We start from the raw sequence: 15,708 nt of genomic DNA, 5'->3' as shown, positions 1-15,708 counted from the left end.
GGAACAGGACGGTTAGTTTAACGCAGCGTTGTTGCGGTCTTGTCTGCGCCACAGCGCCCCATCAGGGCGTCGCATACGTCGCCGGGGTGATGCCATCCAGCAACCAGATGCCGTCGAAGCGCTGACGTGCTTCGGGCAGGGTCAATTCGTCGGCATAGTCCATGCCCCACAGCCGGCTGGCCGGATCCTCCTCGCCCGGCAAACTGCCTGCATGCAGATCGACGAATACCGCTGCGACCGACGCCTTCGCGGTCAAGCGCGATTCGAGCTGCGATGGCTGCGCATCCACCTTGCGGACCTGCTGATCGATGTAGTCGAGATAACTTCCTCGCGCGCCTGCGTAATGCAACACATAGGTCTGCTTCTGCAGCGCAGGCGGCAAAGCGCGGGTCACGTTGTCCACTACCGGAAATCCACGCGGATGACCATCGCGGTAGCCACCGAGTTTGTTCAGATGGGCGTAATGCCCCCAGACGACGGCCTTGCGCCCCGGGTAGGCCTGCTCCAGCAACCATTGCAGGTTGGCGGCCATGACCGGATCGTGTTCGTCGAACGGTCGCATCTGCCAGGCCACTTCAGCCATGCGTTGCAGGCTGGCGTTGATGCGCCGCCAGAAACCATCGCTGTTGAACACATCGTCGCCGTGCTCGGCGTCCGGCGCTGGCAGCAGTTGCAGCAACCACTGCGAATCATCGAGAAAGCGCTGGCGTACGCCGACGTCCGCCATTGCCAGCTTGCCATCGAGCAGTTGCTGTACCTGTTGCAGATGCAGCTGCAGGCGTTGCCGTGCCATTTCATCCAGTGGCTGCCGCAGCAAGCGTTCACGCAGCTGCGGCACCAGTTGGCGGCGTGAGAGTCCGCCACTCAAGCGACCATCAAAGCCAGCCAGCTGCATCGCATCCGGCGTATCACGTTGCGCATCCAGATAGTCGTACAGCGGCCAAACCTCGGCACTGTTGGCATACATGTAGAAGATGTTGCCTGGCGCGTTGGTACGCAGCGGTAGCCGTGATCGCCATAAACGGGTGACATCGAACAGGCCGCTTTCCAGCACCAGCAGATCGAAGCCCTTGCGCTCATGCAGGTAGCGCACGGTGCGTACCTTGCTCTCGTAGATATTGCCTTCGCCATGGGTGAGCTCATCAAGCATGACGATGCGCTTGTCGCCGATGGCCTCACCCAGGGGCGCCAGATCGGCGAAGTCATCCTGCACCGGCGAGCCCTCACGCAAGGGATGGAGCGGCGCTTGTTTGCTGCTGGCTGGCGTCGCCGCGCAGCCCAGTGACGTGACCAGTAATACGGCAGCGAACGCGGTACGGATCATCGGCATCCCCGGCTTGGAAATGGCGATGCTACGGGAGATCCCGGGGTGCGTGATACGGACAGGAAATGGCTTCAATGACCAGCTTGAGCAGTACTTTTGGCTCTGCTTTGGCTTTGGCTCTGCTTTGGCTTTGGCTCTGCTTTGGCTCTGCTTTGGCTTTGGTTCCGCTTCTCGATGCTGTCATTCCTACGAAGGCGGGAATGACCAGCTGACAAGCAGCAAGCGCAACAGCAGCGACAACAACCTCAACCCGGCCAATGCCCCAGCGTCACCCGATCACGCTGCTCCAGATCCTGCACCGTCTGCGCGTCCACAAACCCGGCCTGCTCCAGCAGCGCGCGGATCGCCTCGCCCTGATCCCAGCCATGCTCCAGCAGCAACCAGCCACCGGGCACCAGATGCTCATGCGCACCGGCAACAATCTCGCGGATCGCATCCAAGCCATCCGCGCCAGACGCCAAGGCCGGCGGCGGCTCGAAACGCAGATCCCCCTGCACCAGATGTGGGTCACCTGCAGCGATATACGGCGGGTTGCTGACGATCATGTCGAAGCGATCCGCGCCCAGCGCCGTGTACCAGTGCCCACGCCGGAACCACACGTTCTCCAGACCGTGCGCCTGTGCGTTCTTCACCGCCATCGCCAAAGTTGGGCCCAGCACATCGGTCGCCATCACCGTGGCCAATGGCCGTTCACTGGCGATCGACAAGGCGACCGCGCCGCTGCCGGTGCCCATGTCGGCCACCCGCACCATGCCATCGGCCGGCAGCCGTGCCAGTGCCTGCTCGACCAGCAGCTCGGTTTCCGGGCGCGGGATCAGGGTGGCGGTGTTGACCTGCAGGTCCAGGGTCCAGAAGCCGCGACGGCCGGTCAGATAGGCCAACGGATGGCCCTCGGCACGACGGGTCAGCAGCACCTCGAAGCGCTCCAGGGCGTCGGCTTCCACCTCGTCGGTGGCATGCGAGAACAACCAGGCCCGCTCCACGCCCAGCACGTGGATCAGCAACTGCTCGGCCTCATGGCGGGCATCTTCACCCGGCAGGCGTGCAGCGGCCTCCCGCAACAGCTCGGCAACCTTCAACGTGGACACTGCATTACCTCTTCGCTAGCGGTTTTCAGGAGGGCGAGGATAGTCAGCACATCCGTCCCTGCCTACCGCCATGATCCTCGCCTTGGGATTAATCCGGTCTATGCCGCGCCGTTCAGCTTGGCTCTCGATGGCTTGGAAAGCCCGCAAAGCACCCGATATCAGGCCTTGAGGCAGTTCTGGAGCACCGATTGATAGGCTTTATCTATTGATACGATGCATCCAATTCATTTGTTTTATTAGTCTCTGCCTATTAGTCTTTGCTCCAACGATTCACCCCGCCCTACACCCAAGAGGAAACTTCATGTCCCTTATCAACACCCAGGTCCAGCCGTTCAAGGTCAATGCGTTCCACAACGGCAAATTCATTGAAGTCACCGACGAATCGCTGAAGGGCAAGTGGTCGGTCCTGATCTTCATGCCGGCAGCATTCACCTTCAACTGCCCGACCGAGATCGAAGACGCCGCTGACAACTATGCCGAGTTCCAGAAGGCCGGTGCCGAGGTCTACATCGTGACCACCGATACCCACTTCTCGCACAAGGTGTGGCACGAAACCTCGCCGGCCGTGGGCAAGGCCAAGTTCCCGCTGGTCGGCGACCCGACCCACCAGCTGACCAACGCCTTCGGCGTGCACATTGCAGAAGAAGGCCTGGCCCTGCGTGGCACCTTCGTGATCAACCCGGAAGGCGTGATCAAGACCTCGGAGATCCACTCCAACGAGATCGCCCGTGACGTGTCCGAGACCCTGCGCAAGCTGAAGGCTGCCCAGTTCACCGCCGCACACCCGAACGAAGTGTGCCCGGCCAAGTGGAAGGAAGGCGAAAAGACCCTGACCCCGTCGCTGGACCTGGTCGGCAAGATCTAACAAGTCGTACCCGCTCCCACCCCGCCCTCGCGGCGGGCGTGGGGGTGAACCGCAGCGTGTTGATGCCAGCCAGCACCACGCCCGCACGCCACGCAGCCCGCTGCGGTTCACCCCTACATTTTTACTGGCGCCCCGCTTCACGCAGGGGCGTCACTCCCCCGCTTTGCCTCAACCAAGGAGTTGACCGTGCTCGACGACAGCCTCAAGACCCAGCTGCAGCAGTACATGGGCCTGCTGCGCCAGCCACTGCGCCTGATCGCCTCGCTCGACGACAGCAGCGCCAGCCAGGACATGCGCGGCCTGCTTGACGATATCGTCGCGGCCGGTGGCGGCAAGATCACCCTGGATACCTCCGGCAACGATGTGCGCAAGCCCTCTTTCGTGATCGCTCGCGAAGGCCAGAACCACGGCGTGCGCTTCGCCGGCCTGCCGCTTGGCCACGAATTTGAATCGCTGGTACTGGCGTTGCTGTGGACCGGCGGCCATCCGCCGAAGGTCGCGCAGGAAGTCATCGACAGCATCACCGCGATCGACGGCGAGTACAGCTTCGACGTCTATATGTCGCTGACCTGCCACAACTGCCCGGACGTGGTGCAGGCGCTGGCGCTGATGGCGATCCTGAATCCGAAGATCAGCACCACGGTGATCGAGGGCGGTACGTTCCAGCAGGAAGTGGAACAGCGCCAGGTGATGGCGGTGCCGATGGTGTTCCAGGGTGGCGAGATGTTCGACTCCGGCCGCATGAGCCTGGAGCAGATCGTCGCCAAGCTCGACACCGGCGCCGTTGCCCGCGAGGCCGAGAAGATCAAGGCCAAGGATGCATTCGACGTGCTGGTGGTGGGCGGTGGTCCGGCCGGTGCGGCGGCGGCGATCTATGCCGCACGCAAGGGCATCCGCACCGGTGTTGCCGCCGAGCGTTTCGGTGGCCAGGTGCTGGACACCATGGCGATCGAGAACTTCATCTCGGTGCAGCACACCGAAGGCCCGAAGCTCGCCGCCGCACTGGAAGCCCACGTACGTGAGTACGAGGTGGACATCATGAACCTGCAGCGCGCGGCCAAGCTGGTGCCGGCCGGTGCCGATGGCCTGGTCGAAGTGCAGCTGGAGAACGGTGCCTCACTGAAGTCCAAGACGGTGATCCTGTCCACCGGCGCCCGCTGGCGGCAGATGAACGTGCCCGGTGAAGACGAGTACCGCAACAAGGGCGTGGCGTATTGCCCGCACTGTGACGGTCCGCTGTTCAAGGGCAAGCGCGTGGCGGTGATCGGCGGCGGCAACTCCGGCGTGGAAGCAGCCATCGACCTGGCCGGCATCGTCAGCCACGTCACCGTGTTCGAATTCGACAGCAAGCTGCGTGCCGACCAGGTGCTGCAGGCCAAGCTCAACAGCCTGCCCAACGTGAAGGTGGTGCTCAACGCACAGACCACCGAAGTGCTGGGTGATGGCCAGAAGGTCAACGGCCTGGTCTACACCGACCGCGTCGGTGGCGATTCGCACCGGGTCGAGCTGGAAGGCATCTTCGTGCAGATCGGCCTGCTGCCGAACACCGAGTGGCTGCGTGGCACGGTGGAGCTGAGCGGTCGCGGCGAGATCATCATCGATGATCGCGGCCAGACCAATGTGCCGGGCGTGTTTGCCGCCGGCGACTGCACCACGGTGCCGTACAAGCAGATCATCATCGCGATGGGCGCCGGTTCGACTGCCGCACTCAGCGCCTTCGATCATCTGATCCGTACACCGGTGCTGCAGCCTGCAGCGGTAGAGGCAGCAACCGCATGAAGCCCTCAAAGCCCCGCGTTGCGGGGCTTTGATTTGACCGCGCCGGCAGCTGCCGACGCCTGCATGAGCGGAGCCCGACATGAACCTTCGTGACCTGAAATACCTGGTGGCGCTGGCCGAGCACAAACACTTCGGCCGTGCCGCTGCGGCCAGCTTCGTCAGCCAGCCCACCCTGTCCACCCAGATCAAGAAGCTGGAAGAAGAGCTGGGCGTGCCGCTGGTGGAACGCGCGCCGCGCAAGGTGATGCTGACCCCGGCCGGCCGCGAGGCCGCCGCGCGTGCGCGCAGCATCGTGGCCGAAGTGGAACAGATGAAGGAAGCCGCACGCCGCGCCCGCGATCCGGAAGCCGGCACCGTGCGGCTTGGCATTTTCCCGACCCTCGGCCCCTACCTGCTGCCACACGTGGTGCCAGCGATCCGCCAGCGCTTCCCGCAGCTGGAGATGTTGCTGGTCGAGGAAAAGAGCGATGTGTTGCTGGCGCAGCTGCGCAACGGCCAGCTCGATGCCGCGCTGTTGGCGCTGCCAGTCGCCGACGAGCAGCTGCACACCGAGTTTCTCTTCGAGGAACCATTCGTGCTGGCCGCGCCGGAAGGCCACCCGTTGACCAGCCACCGCTCGCTGACGCTGGATGACCTGTCCGACCAACGCCTGTTGCTGTTGCAGGATGGCCATTGCCTGCGCGACCAGGCGCTGGATGTCTGCCATATGGCCGGTGCGCTGGAGAAATCCGAGTTCCAGGCCACCAGCCTGGAGACCCTGCGGCAGATGGTGGCGGCCAACGTCGGCGTCACCCTGCTGCCGATGCTGGCGGTGAAACCGCCGGTGGCGCGCTCGGAGAACGTCAGATTGATCCCGTTTGAGGGCAATCCACAGCCGAACCGGCGAATCGGCATGGTCTGGCGCCGCAGCTCGGCGATGGGCGCGTTCCTGGAACAGTTCTCGCAGTTGTTCAAACAGCTGCCGGCGGAGTTACTTGAGGCGGATGCTGAAGCCGCGCGGGTTCAAGCTTAAGCGCGTACCCCTCCCCAGCCCTCCCCGGGGGCGCCGCGGGGGGGGGCGGCGGGGGGGGGGGGGGGGGGGGGGGGGCCGGGGGGCCCCCAGCCCCGCCCCCCCCCCCCCCCCCCCCCCCCCCCCCCCCCCCCCCCCCCCCCCCCCCCCCCCCCCCCCCCCCCCCCCGGGGAGGGGTAAGCTCCGTAGCACCCCAAAACCTGAACACCCCCCTCCCCCACATTGCATCCGGGCCGCACCGGCCCCATGATCTTCACAGGGCCGCCAACGGCCCGCTTCACCAGCACAATCGAAATCCGGGCGGCGCCGACAAAGCGTCGCCTTTTGCTTGCTTTTCAATCAGATAAGGAATTCCCATGACCAGCCAAAGCGGTCTGCCACCATCCATCGTTGTTTCCACCCGTGACATGGCCCGCCTTGAGGCCCTGCTGGACTCCCCGGCGCTGAGCCGGCACCCGGCCGCTGTTGCCCTTGCGCAGGAGCTTGAGCGCGCGCAGGTGCTGCCGCCGGAAGAAATCCCCGAAGGCATCGTCACCATGCACTCCCGTGTGGACTGCGAAGACGAACTGCACAACGAAAAACATTCCCTGACCCTGGTCTATCCGCACGAAGCGGACTTCGACAAGGGCCGCGTGTCCGTGCTGGCGCCGGTTGGCAGTGCCCTGCTGGGCTTGTCGGTTGGCCAGACCATCGATTGGACCGCCCCGGGCGGCCGCCAGCTGCGCCTGCGCGTCACCGCCGTTCACTATCAGCCCGAAGCGGCTGGTGATTTCCACCGCTGAGCGCACTGCGCCGCACCTGCAACAGGAAACCATGATGTCCCAGGCCCCCTCCAAGCTCGCCCAGCTGCGTGAACTGTCCGTCGTCGTCGCCGATACCGGCGATTACGACGCCATCAAGCGCCTGCGCCCGGTCGACTGCACCACCAACCCGACGCTGGTGAAGAAAGCCCTCGACCTGCCGGTCTACGCCGGCCTGATCGAGCGCGAGCTGCAGTGGGGCCGTGCCCAAAGCGGTGACAAGCAGGCCATCGCCAATGCCGTGGTCGATCGTCTGACCGTCGGCGTCGGCACCATGCTGGCCGAGCTGGTGCCGGGCCGCGTCTCCACCGAGGTGGATGCCGACCAGGCACACAACACCGAGGCCACGATTGCCAAGGCGCGCGAGTTCATCGCCATGTACGAAGCGGCCGGCGTGCCGCGCAGCAAGGTGCTGATCAAGATCGCCGCCACCTGGGCCGGCGTGGAAGCCGCACGCGTACTGCAGGCCGAAGGCATCGACTGCAACCTGACCCTGATCTTCAACCCGACCCAGGCCTTGGCCTGCTCGGAAGCCGCCTCCTTCCTGATCTCGCCGTTCGTCGGCCGCATCCTGGACTGGTACGTGGCCAACGGCCAGACCCCAGCCAACATCGACGAAGACCCGGGCGTGGTGTTCGTGCGCGGCGTGTTTGCCGAGTTCAAGCGCCGCGGCTCCAGCACCGTTGTCATGGGTGCCTCGTTCCGTTCGACTGCGCAGATCGAAGCGCTGGCTGGCTGTGATCGTTTGACCATCTCGCCGGACCTGCTGGAGAAGCTGGATGCTGACTTCGGCGAGCTGCCGCGCAAACTGGTGGCCGGTGCTGCTGAGGCGGTGAACGTCGCTGCGATCGACGAGGCCAAGTTCGATGCGGATATGGCGGCCGATCCGATGGCCACCGAGAAGCTGGCTACTGGTATTGAGGCGTTTGCCAAGGATCTGCAGACCTTGCGTCAGCGGATTGCGGATGAGTTGGGCGGCTGAGGCTGGCCCAGCAGACTGCATGACGCTTGATACCTCCCTTCTCCCGCCTGCGGGAGAAGGTGGCCGAAGGCCGGATGAGGGGAGCTTTTAAAGCTTCAAAGCTTTTGCTCCACGTGCTTCAAGAGCGCCCTCACCCCAACCCCTCTCCCGTAAACGGGAGAGGGGCTTGAGCCGGAGCAAAAACTAGAACACTCCCAGCTCCAGCCCTGCTGCGAGCAGTGCACCCAACTCACGGCCCCGCGCCAGCTGCGACTCAGGCAGCTTCTTCTCAGCAACAATCGCCTCCGCCGTCTGTGCCTGCGTACACACCAGTACCGGCTCGGCCACTTCTTTCAAACGCAAACCCAACGCCACCCTGCGCAACTGCGCAATCGTCGGCTGGCCATCCGATCCAGCACACACCAGCAGCGCATACGGCTTGCCTTCGCAGCGCCCCAACAACGGGTAATAGCTGCGATCAAAGAAATCCTTCATTGCCCCGCTCATCGAGGCCAATGTCTCCGGCGTGGCAAACACCACCGCATCGGCTGCCAGTGCATCGTCGGCACTCGCATCCGCAGCGCGCAAGGCAATCACCTGCACCGCATCACCGGTACTCGCGCGTGCACCCTGCACCAATGCTTCCACCATCGCCGCAGTGGCGCCGGTAAAGCTGTGCCACACCACCAGCAAACGGCGCGGTGGGGCCCTCACGGCTCAGACATCCAGGCCAATCGGGCAGCTCACGCCGGTGCCGCCTATCCCGCAGTAACCATTCGGATTCTTCGCCAGGTACTGCTGGTGGTAATCCTCGGCGTAGTAGAACGGCGGTGCCGGGAACAGGATCTCGGTGGTGATCTCGCCGAAACCAGATGCAGTCAGCTGCTGCTGGTAGGCAGCACGGCTGGCAAGCGTCGCGTCGTACTGTTCCTGCGTGTGGCAGTAGATCGCGGACCGATATTGGGTGCCGGTGTCGTTGCCCTGGCGCATGCCCTGCGTCGGATTGTGGTTTTCCCAGAAGGTGCGCAGCACCGTCTCCAGCGTCACCTGCGCCGGGTCAAACACCACCCGCACCACCTCGGTGTGGCCGGTAAGGCCGGAACAGGCTTCGTCATAGGTCGGGTTCGGGGTGACGCCGCCCTGATAGCCCACCGCCGTGGTCACCACGCCCGGCAGCTGCCAGAACTTGCGCTCGGCGCCCCAGAAGCAGCCCAGGCCCACGTCCAGCACCTGCAGCCCGGCAAAATCGGCCTGCAAGGGCTGGCCGTTGACGAAATGCTGGTTATGCAGCGGCAGCGGTGTGTCCCGCCCCGGCAGCGCTTCTTCCGGGCGCGGCAGGCGCTGTTTGAACGCACCGATACCCAATATCCCTTGGCCGATTCCCAACATGGTCAGTTCCTCAGGCCGGGAGGAATCCCGGCGCTTCATCGTCATCCAAGATGGGGTCGGCGGGGCCATCGTCCAAGCCCAGCGCAGCGACGATTTCCTCGGCCTCGGGCTTGGCCGAATCGGGTACGCAGACCCGCAGCAGGCCGAACAGGGGGAGCTCGCCGCCCGCGCCCAGCAGGGACTCGCCGAACACGAAGGCCGGGATGCCGGCATCTTCCAGCGCGTGCTTGACCAGATGCGCGTCGAACAGATTATTGGTCTGGTAGATCAGCTGCATTTGATTCTCCGTTCAAACCGGCCGGCGCAGGTCATCAGTGGCAGCAAGCTGCTCGGTTTCCACCGCACCGGCCTGGCGCCACTCGCGCAGCGCCGGCAGCGCCAACAACGCCTGCAGGTAGTCGCCCGCCGTACCCTCCGCCGCCACGCCATAGCCGTCAAAGCGTACCGCCACCGGTGCGAACATCGCATCGACGATGCCGAACTGACCAAACAGGAACTCGCCGCCCGCACCGTACTGGCGGCGCAGCTCGCTCCACAGCGCGCGGACCCGGTTGATATCGGCCTGCGCGGCGGCATCCCAGCGGTAGCCATCGGGCTGGCGGCGGCTGTTCATCGGCAGCTGGCTGCGCAGCGCGGTGAAACCTGAATGCATTTCCGCCGCCGCTGCCCGCGCCACGGCGCGTTGGGCCAGGTCGGCCGGCCAGCCGCGTCCGCCCAGCCAGCGCTCGTTGGCATACTCGCAGATCGCCAGCGAATCCCAGACCTGCAGCGCGCCATCACGCAGCGCGGGCACCTTGCCAGTCGGCGAATGCTGCAGCACTTCGCTGGCAAAACCGGGCGTATCCAGGGCCAGCCGCACCTCGTCGAACTCCACCCCGAAATGGCGCAGCAGCAGCCACGGGCGCAGCGACCAGGACGAGTAGTTCTTGTTGCCTATCACCAGAACGGGGCGGTCCATCAGGGCGAATCCACGTGGCAGGAGAGCCCAGCATAGCTCCGTCCCGGCAGCCAACGCCCGGCTCGGCTAAACTTGCGGTTTACTTCAATACACTGCGTCCCCCCATGTCCGAGAACACGCCTGCTGTCGCTGCCACGCCGGAAAACGCTCCCGCCGAAAAGCGCGCCGCTGATGCCTTGGCATCAGAGAAAAGGGACTTTATCCGTCAGATCGTCCGTGAGGACCTGTCCAGCGGCAAGCACACGGCCATCAAGACCCGCTTCCCGCCCGAGCCCAATGGCTACCTGCACATCGGCCATGCCAAGTCGATCTGCCTGAACTTCGGCATCGCCGGCGAGTTCGGCGGCGTCTGCAACCTGCGCTTCGATGACACCAACCCGGCCAAGGAAGACCCGGAATACGTGCAGGCCATCCAGGACGACGTGCGCTGGCTGGGCTTCGAGTGGAACGAGCTGCGCCACGCCTCGGACTACTTCGAGGCCTATTACCTGGCCGCACAGAAGCTGATCCGCGACGGCAAGGCCTATGTCTGCGACCTGTCGGCCGAGGAAGTGCGTGCCTACCGCGGCTCGCTGACCGAGCCGGGCCGCCCCTCGCCGTACCGCGAGCGCAGCGTCGAGGAGAACCTGGACCTGTTCGCGCGCATGCGTGCCGGTGAGTTCGCCGATGGCGCCCGCACCGTGCGCGCCAAGATCGACATGGCCAGCGGCAACATCAACCTGCGCGATCCGGCGATCTACCGCATCAAGCACGTCGAGCACCAGAACACCGGCAATGCCTGGCCGATCTACCCGATGTATGACTTCGCGCATGCACTTGGCGATTCGCTGGAAGGCATCACCCACTCGCTGTGCACGCTGGAATTCGAAGACCACCGTCCGCTGTACGACTGGTGCGTGGACAACGTCGACTACGCCCACGACAACGCGCTGACCCAGCCGCTGGTCGACAAGGGCCTGCCGCGTGAAGCCGCCAAGCCGCGCCAGATCGAGTTCTCGCGCCTGAACATCAACTACACGGTGATGAGCAAGCGCAAGCTGATGGCGCTGGTCACCGAGAACCTGGTCGATGGCTGGGAAGACCCGCGCATGCCGACCCTGCAGGGCCTGCGTCGTCGCGGCTACACCCCGGCGGCGATGCGCCTGTTCGCTGAGCGCGTGGGTATTTCGAAGCAGAACTCGTTGATCGATTTCAGCGTGCTTGAAGGTGCCCTGCGCGAAGACCTGGACAGCGCCGCGGCACGCCGCATGGCGGTGATCGATCCACTCAAGCTGGTGCTGACCAATCTGCCGGAAGGCCACGAGGAATCGCTGAGCTTCAGCAACCACCCGAAGGACGAAAGCTTCGGCAGCCGCGACGTGCCGTTCTCGCGCGAGCTGTGGATCGAGCGCGAAGACTTCGCCGAAGTGCCGCCGAAGGGCTGGAAGCGTCTGGTGCCGGGCGGCGAAGTGCGCCTGCGTGGTGCTGGCATCGCCCGCGTCGATGAAGTGATCAAGAATGATGCCGGCGAGATCGTCGAGCTGCGTGGCTGGCTGGACCCGGAATCGCGTCCGGGCATGGAAGGCGCCAACCGCAAGATCAAGGGCACCATCCATTGGGTCAGCGCCCAGCACGCGGTGGAAGCCGAAGTGCGCCTGTACGACCGCCTGTTCTCGGTGGCCAACCCGGACGACGAATCCGAAGGCAAGACCTACCGCGATTACCTGAACCCGGAATCGCGCAAGGTCGTCACCGGCTACGTCGAACCGGCCGCAGCCCTGGCCGCAGCGGAACAGAGCTACCAGTTCGAGCGCACCGGCTACTTCGTCGCTGATCGCCGCGACCACACCCCGGCCAAGCCGGTGTTCAACCGCAGCGTGACCCTGCGCGATACCTGGTCGGCCTGATCGGGATGGGCGGGGTTGCCGGCTGACAGCCCGGTAACCCCCTGCTCACATGGGACGCGGCTACCATGGCCGCGTGCCCAGAACAGGATTCGCCCATGTTCCGTCTGTCACTACTGCTCTGCCTGCTGCTTGCGATCACCGCCTGCAGCTCACCGGCCGCCACTGCGCCGGTCACCTCGCAAGCGCCCGCGCCAGTCGCTACGAGCGAACCATCAACACCTGCCAAACCTGCTGCCACGCCTGTCGTGGTCGACAGCAGCTGCAAGGTCGATGCCGATTGCACGGTGAAGAACGTCGGCAACTGCTGTGGCTATTACCCGGCCTGCGTCAACGTCAACAGCCCCACCGATCCGGCCGGCGTGCAGGCCAGCTGCCAGGCCAAGGGCATGATGAGTGTCTGTGGTTTCACCGAGATCCAGGGCTGTAGTTGCGTTAAAGGCCAGTGCGCCTCGACCGACAGCAGCAATCCGCTGCGCCAGCCCATGACCGAGAATCCTGCACCGGCACGCTGAGTCGCGCTCAGCGCGGCTTGGGCTCCACGCTGCTGCGCCAGGCATCGAGGAACTGGCGGCGCTTTAGCGCATCCAGGTAAACCAGCAGCCCCGGCCCAAACTGGATCGGCCGCCGGTTCTGGCCTGGATCGCTGTCACCACCACCGTTGCGGATGATCGGCATCAGCCGCGCCTCGCGTGACAGCACCTGCTGGCCGCGCGCCGACAACAGGTAGTCGAGGAAGCGCTTGGCCTCGGCCGGGTGCGGGCTGTTGCGCGGAATCACCGCCGTGCGCAGCACTACCAAGGTGTAGTCCTCCGGCTCGACGATGCCCAAGGGCGCACCGGCATCGATGCGCGCCTGCGCATACGAGCCCAGCACGTTGTAGACCAGCGACAGCTTGCCGCTGCTGACCTGGTCCAACAGCACGCCGGTACGCTCCTCGCGCACCACGCCGTTGTCACCCAATGCGCCCAGCAAGGCGCCGGCGATGCTGCCGCGCTGAGCGTCCTGGGTCGCCAGCAGATAGCCGACACTGCTGCGCTCGATATCGTAGGTGCCGACCCTGCCGCGCAGCGGTGCGCCTTCGGCACGCAGCAGGTCCAGCAGCTGGCGGCGCGTGTGCGGTACTTTTGCCGCGGGCAATGCACGCGTGTTGTAGACCATCGCCACCGGCTCGTAGCTGATGCCGAAGGCTTCATTGCGCCACTTCGCCCACGAAGGCACGGCTTCGGTCTGCGGCGAACGATGCGGCAATGCGTGGCCATCGTTGACCAGCTTGGTCTGCAGATCCATGCCGCTGGAAATCAGCAGATCAGGCGTGCTCGCGGTGTTGCGATCGCGTAGGAAACGCGCGTACAGGTCCTGGGTAATGATGTCTTCGTAAACGACTTCCGTGCCCGGATGCAGGCGCTGGTAATCGGCGATCACCACCGCGAACACTTCGATATCCGTCGTGCCGTGGATGCGCAGCTGCTCGGTCACAACACCCTGCGCCGGGAAACGTTGTACATCGCCCGGCGCAGCCATCAGTGAAGGTGCCAGCAGCACGCCCAACAACAGGATCAACAAGCGGCTCATGCAGCATGCCTCGGCAGATGGATGGTGGCGACCAGGCCGCCTTCGGGCCGATTGCTCAGGTCGATGTTGCCACCATGGCTTTCAACCACGCGCTTGACGATGGCCAGCCCGAGGCCGGCACCACCGGCAGGCGCATTCTCACCGCGCCCGAAGCGCTCGAATACACGCTCGGCATCGGCGGCGCTGATGCCGGGGCCGTGGTCGGCGATGGTCAATACCGCCAGCCTGTCCTGCACGGTCAGCGCAATCTGCAGCGGGCCGTCGCCACCGTACTTCATCGCGTTGTCGATCAGGTTCTTGATCGCCTCACGCAGCAGCAGCGCGTCACCGTTGACCTGCACCGCGCCGGTAGTGATCGCCAGCTGCACGCGTGGTGCCGGCCCTGCCTGCGGCAAGGCTTCATGCAAGGCCTGATGCACGGTTTCAGCCAGATCCAGCGGTGCGAAGCGCTGCAGGTTGGAGCGGTGGATGACGCTGGCATCGCTGAGCAGCTGGTTGAGCAGGCGGCTCATATGGGTGGCATTGCGCTCGATCGCACGCAGGCTGCGCTGCATGTCCTCGGGCTCTTCTTCGTCCAGGGCGAGCTGCGCCTGTGCGCGCAATGCCGCCAATGGCGTGCGCATCTGGTGCGCGGCTTCGGCCATGAATGCACGCAGGGTTTCGTTGCTGCTGGACAGGCGTTCCATGAAACGGTTCAAGGCAGCGACCATCTGGTTCATCTCGCGCGGCACATGCGAGTCCAGCGGTTTCAGGTCGGAGGGTTCGCGCCGCGACAGCTCGCGCTCCAGACGCACCAACGGGCGGAACGCGCGGTGCACGCCGAAGGCCACCAACGCCAGCAACAAGGCCGACAACACGCCGATGGCGATCAGCGCGCGGTTGACCATTTCCTGCGCCAGCTCGGCGCGGGCGCGACGGGTCTGCCCCACCTGCACCTGTACTTCACCCTGCGCAGAGGCGGCGGCGAAGCTGCGCTTGACCACCACGAAGCGCACCGTCTCACCGCTGTACCCGGCATCGAACAGCTGCGGCTGGTTGCCACTCCGGCGCGGCGCCTGGGGAAGATCCTCGTAGCCGGTGATGGTGCGACCACGACTATCGGCCACGCGATAGAACACGCGGTCTTCTTCCGCCATCGAAAGCAGGTCCAGGGCTGCATATGGCAGGTCCACCTGCCATTGCCCATCCACCAATGCCACCGAATCGGCGATGGACAGCGCCGAAGACACCAGCAGATGGTCGTAGGAGCGATTCGCCGCACGCTGCCCGTAGTCGCGCGCGGCAAACAGCAAGGCCACCGCGAACACCGCCAGCAAGGCACCCAGATACAGCATCAAGGTGCGCCGCAATGAACCTGACGTGCGGACCTCAGCCGTCGCCATCAGTAGCGCCGTCATTGGCTTCCAACATATAGCCCACGCCGCGCACGGTGCTGATGCGCACTGGTGCGGCCGCCAGTTTCTTGCGCAGCCGCCCGATATACAGCTCGATGGCATTGGGCCCGGCTTCGTCGTCGAAACCGAACAATCCCTTGCCGATCTCATCCTTGCCGACGACCTGTCCGAGTCGACCGACCAGGATCTCCAGCAGGCGGAACTCGCGGTTCGGCAGTTCGATCACCTCGCCATCCAGACTGACCCGGTGCGCGGCATTGTCGAACTGGAAGCTGCCGATCTGCACCACTTCGCTGGCCTGGCCACGGCCACGTCGCAGCAATACTCGACAGCGCGCCTCGAACTCGCGGAAATCGAAAGGCTTGCCGAGGTAGTCGTCCGCGCCCACATCCAGCGCCTGCACGCGGTCTTCGATGCCGTCACGCGCGGTCAGCATCAGCACCGGGGTGCTGTCGCCGCGCTCGCGCATGCCCGCCAGCACGCGCAGGCCATCGAGCTTGGGCAGGCCAATGTCCAGCACCACCAGATCGAAGCTCTGGTAGCGCAAAACGCTGGCCGCGCCCATGCCGTCGGCCTGCCAGTCCACCGCATGGCCGTTGCGGCGCATGCGACGAATGATGGCGTCGGCCAGGTCCGCATTGTCTTCAACCAGCAGCAGGCGCATCGCGGTGGAAAGTATCGGG

17 protein-coding genes are annotated in these 15,708 nt (G+C 64.9%); 8 read left to right on the top strand and 9 right to left on the bottom strand.

Annotated elements, in window-relative coordinates; genetic code table 11:
* Positions 1 to 61 precede the first annotated feature (61 nt).
* The gene (locus ACVOLV_RS05365; RefSeq protein WP_481553499.1) at positions 62 to 1,324 is read right to left on the bottom strand and encodes an erythromycin esterase family protein; all 1,263 of its coding nucleotides are present in this window, start codon (positions 1,322 to 1,324) and stop codon (positions 62 to 64) included.
* Between the two features lie 74 nt (positions 1,325 to 1,398).
* On the opposite strand from ACVOLV_RS05365, the gene ACVOLV_RS05360 reads away from it, so the two are divergent.
* A complete protein-coding gene (locus tag ACVOLV_RS05360; RefSeq protein ID WP_481553498.1) occupies positions 1,399 to 1,536 on the top strand; it encodes a hypothetical protein in 138 nt (45 codons plus the stop codon).
* A 33-nt stretch (positions 1,537 to 1,569) separates the two neighbouring features.
* Here the strand turns inward: ACVOLV_RS05360 and prmC are convergent, their stop codons facing one another.
* Complete coding sequence (gene prmC / locus ACVOLV_RS05355; protein ID WP_481553497.1) at positions 1,570 to 2,412, bottom strand: peptide chain release factor N(5)-glutamine methyltransferase; 843 nt, start codon at positions 2,410 to 2,412, stop codon at positions 1,570 to 1,572.
* 301 nt (positions 2,413 to 2,713) lie between these two features.
* Here prmC and ahpC point away from each other — a divergent pair, with 301 nt between their 5' ends.
* The 5 genes from ahpC (at position 2,714) to ACVOLV_RS05330 (ending at position 7,847) form a co-directional block, all read left to right on the top strand.
* A complete protein-coding gene (ahpC, locus tag ACVOLV_RS05350) occupies positions 2,714 to 3,277 on the top strand; it encodes an alkyl hydroperoxide reductase subunit C (RefSeq protein ID WP_282267071.1) in 564 nt (187 codons plus the stop codon).
* A 186-nt stretch (positions 3,278 to 3,463) separates the two neighbouring features.
* Positions 3,464 to 5,056 (top strand): alkyl hydroperoxide reductase subunit F, encoded by a 1,593-nt coding sequence (gene ahpF / locus ACVOLV_RS05345; RefSeq protein WP_481553496.1) that lies wholly within the window; start codon positions 3,464 to 3,466, stop codon positions 5,054 to 5,056.
* 79 nt (positions 5,057 to 5,135) lie between these two features.
* Complete coding sequence (locus ACVOLV_RS05340) at positions 5,136 to 6,068, top strand: LysR substrate-binding domain-containing protein (protein WP_481553495.1); 933 nt, start codon at positions 5,136 to 5,138, stop codon at positions 6,066 to 6,068.
* A gap of 353 nt (positions 6,069 to 6,421) precedes the next feature.
* Positions 6,422 to 6,847 carry a nucleoside diphosphate kinase regulator gene (gene rnk, locus ACVOLV_RS05335; RefSeq protein ID WP_481553494.1) on the top strand — a complete coding sequence of 142 codons (426 nt, stop codon included), beginning with the start codon at positions 6,422 to 6,424 and terminating at the stop codon, positions 6,845 to 6,847.
* 31 nt (positions 6,848 to 6,878) lie between these two features.
* Positions 6,879 to 7,847 carry a transaldolase gene (locus tag ACVOLV_RS05330; RefSeq protein WP_481553523.1) on the top strand — a complete coding sequence of 323 codons (969 nt, stop codon included), beginning with the start codon at positions 6,879 to 6,881 and terminating at the stop codon, positions 7,845 to 7,847.
* Positions 7,848 to 8,030: 183 nt separating this feature from the next.
* Here ACVOLV_RS05330 and ACVOLV_RS05325 read toward each other — a convergent pair whose 3' ends face one another.
* The 4 genes from ACVOLV_RS05325 to ACVOLV_RS05310 are packed head-to-tail and all read right to left on the bottom strand — an operon-like array spanning position 8,031 to position 10,173.
* Positions 8,031 to 8,540 carry a flavodoxin family protein gene (locus tag ACVOLV_RS05325; RefSeq protein WP_481553493.1) on the bottom strand — a complete coding sequence of 170 codons (510 nt, stop codon included), beginning with the start codon at positions 8,538 to 8,540 and terminating at the stop codon, positions 8,031 to 8,033.
* 3 nt (positions 8,541 to 8,543) lie between these two features.
* Positions 8,544 to 9,194 (bottom strand): peptide-methionine (S)-S-oxide reductase MsrA, encoded by a 651-nt coding sequence (gene msrA, locus ACVOLV_RS05320; protein WP_481553522.1) that lies wholly within the window; start codon positions 9,192 to 9,194, stop codon positions 8,544 to 8,546.
* Positions 9,195 to 9,225: 31 nt separating this feature from the next.
* Positions 9,226 to 9,492: a putative signal transducing protein gene (locus ACVOLV_RS05315; protein ID WP_481517299.1), complete on the bottom strand. Its 267-nt coding sequence runs from the start codon at positions 9,490 to 9,492 to the stop codon at positions 9,226 to 9,228.
* Positions 9,493 to 9,504: 12 nt separating this feature from the next.
* Positions 9,505 to 10,173 carry a glutathione S-transferase family protein gene (locus tag ACVOLV_RS05310; RefSeq protein WP_481553492.1) on the bottom strand — a complete coding sequence of 223 codons (669 nt, stop codon included), beginning with the start codon at positions 10,171 to 10,173 and terminating at the stop codon, positions 9,505 to 9,507.
* Positions 10,174 to 10,277: 104 nt separating this feature from the next.
* Between ACVOLV_RS05310 and ACVOLV_RS05305 the strand changes: the two genes are divergently transcribed.
* Positions 10,278 to 12,059, top strand: a complete 1,782-nt coding sequence (locus tag ACVOLV_RS05305; RefSeq protein WP_481553491.1) for a glutamine--tRNA ligase/YqeY domain fusion protein — start codon at positions 10,278 to 10,280, stop codon at positions 12,057 to 12,059.
* A gap of 95 nt (positions 12,060 to 12,154) precedes the next feature.
* A complete protein-coding gene (locus ACVOLV_RS05300) occupies positions 12,155 to 12,571 on the top strand; it encodes a hypothetical protein (protein WP_481553490.1) in 417 nt (138 codons plus the stop codon).
* 7 nt (positions 12,572 to 12,578) lie between these two features.
* On the opposite strand, the gene ACVOLV_RS05295 is transcribed toward ACVOLV_RS05300, so the two are convergent.
* Genes ACVOLV_RS05295 through ACVOLV_RS05285 form a run of 3 tightly spaced genes read right to left on the bottom strand, consistent with a single transcriptional unit; the run spans position 12,579 to position 15,689 of the window.
* A complete protein-coding gene (locus ACVOLV_RS05295) occupies positions 12,579 to 13,631 on the bottom strand; it encodes an ABC transporter substrate-binding protein (RefSeq protein WP_481553489.1) in 1,053 nt (350 codons plus the stop codon).
* A complete protein-coding gene (locus ACVOLV_RS05290; RefSeq protein ID WP_481553488.1) occupies positions 13,628 to 15,028 on the bottom strand; it encodes a sensor histidine kinase N-terminal domain-containing protein in 1,401 nt (466 codons plus the stop codon). Before ACVOLV_RS05290 ends, ACVOLV_RS05295 begins: the two co-directional genes overlap by 4 nt.
* The gene (locus tag ACVOLV_RS05285) at positions 15,000 to 15,689 is read right to left on the bottom strand and encodes a response regulator (RefSeq protein WP_481553487.1); all 690 of its coding nucleotides are present in this window, start codon (positions 15,687 to 15,689) and stop codon (positions 15,000 to 15,002) included. Before ACVOLV_RS05285 ends, ACVOLV_RS05290 begins: the two co-directional genes overlap by 29 nt.
* Between the last annotated feature and the right edge of the window lie 19 nt (positions 15,690 to 15,708).

Source organism: Stenotrophomonas sp. STEN023, from assembly GCF_056760135.1.
This window is presented reverse-complemented; position numbering and strand designations above follow the sequence as displayed.

Excerpts from the sequence above, each read along its gene's own strand:
- ACVOLV_RS05300 (WP_481553490.1), top strand. The coding sequence starts at position 12,155 with ATGTTCCGTCTGTCACTACTGCTCTGCCTGCTGCTTGCGATCACCGCC.
- ahpC (WP_282267071.1), top strand. The coding sequence starts at position 2,714 with ATGTCCCTTATCAACACCCAGGTCCAGCCGTTCAAGGTCAATGCGTTC.
- rnk (WP_481553494.1), top strand. The coding sequence starts at position 6,422 with ATGACCAGCCAAAGCGGTCTGCCACCATCCATCGTTGTTTCCACCCGT.
- ACVOLV_RS05310 (WP_481553492.1), bottom strand. The coding sequence starts at position 10,173 with ATGGACCGCCCCGTTCTGGTGATAGGCAACAAGAACTACTCGTCCTGG.
- ACVOLV_RS05295 (WP_481553489.1), bottom strand. The coding sequence starts at position 13,631 with ATGAGCCGCTTGTTGATCCTGTTGTTGGGCGTGCTGCTGGCACCTTCA.
- ACVOLV_RS05330 (WP_481553523.1), top strand. The coding sequence starts at position 6,879 with ATGATGTCCCAGGCCCCCTCCAAGCTCGCCCAGCTGCGTGAACTGTCC.
- ACVOLV_RS05305 (WP_481553491.1), top strand. The coding sequence starts at position 10,278 with ATGTCCGAGAACACGCCTGCTGTCGCTGCCACGCCGGAAAACGCTCCC.
- ACVOLV_RS05340 (WP_481553495.1), top strand. The coding sequence starts at position 5,136 with ATGAACCTTCGTGACCTGAAATACCTGGTGGCGCTGGCCGAGCACAAA.
- ACVOLV_RS05315 (WP_481517299.1), bottom strand. The coding sequence starts at position 9,492 with ATGCAGCTGATCTACCAGACCAATAATCTGTTCGACGCGCATCTGGTC.
- ACVOLV_RS05290 (WP_481553488.1), bottom strand. The coding sequence starts at position 15,028 with ATGACGGCGCTACTGATGGCGACGGCTGAGGTCCGCACGTCAGGTTCA.
- ACVOLV_RS05365 (WP_481553499.1), bottom strand. The coding sequence starts at position 1,324 with ATGATCCGTACCGCGTTCGCTGCCGTATTACTGGTCACGTCACTGGGC.
- ACVOLV_RS05360 (WP_481553498.1), top strand. The coding sequence starts at position 1,399 with ATGACCAGCTTGAGCAGTACTTTTGGCTCTGCTTTGGCTTTGGCTCTG.
- ACVOLV_RS05285 (WP_481553487.1), bottom strand. The coding sequence starts at position 15,689 with ATGCGCCTGCTGCTGGTTGAAGACAATGCGGACCTGGCCGACGCCATC.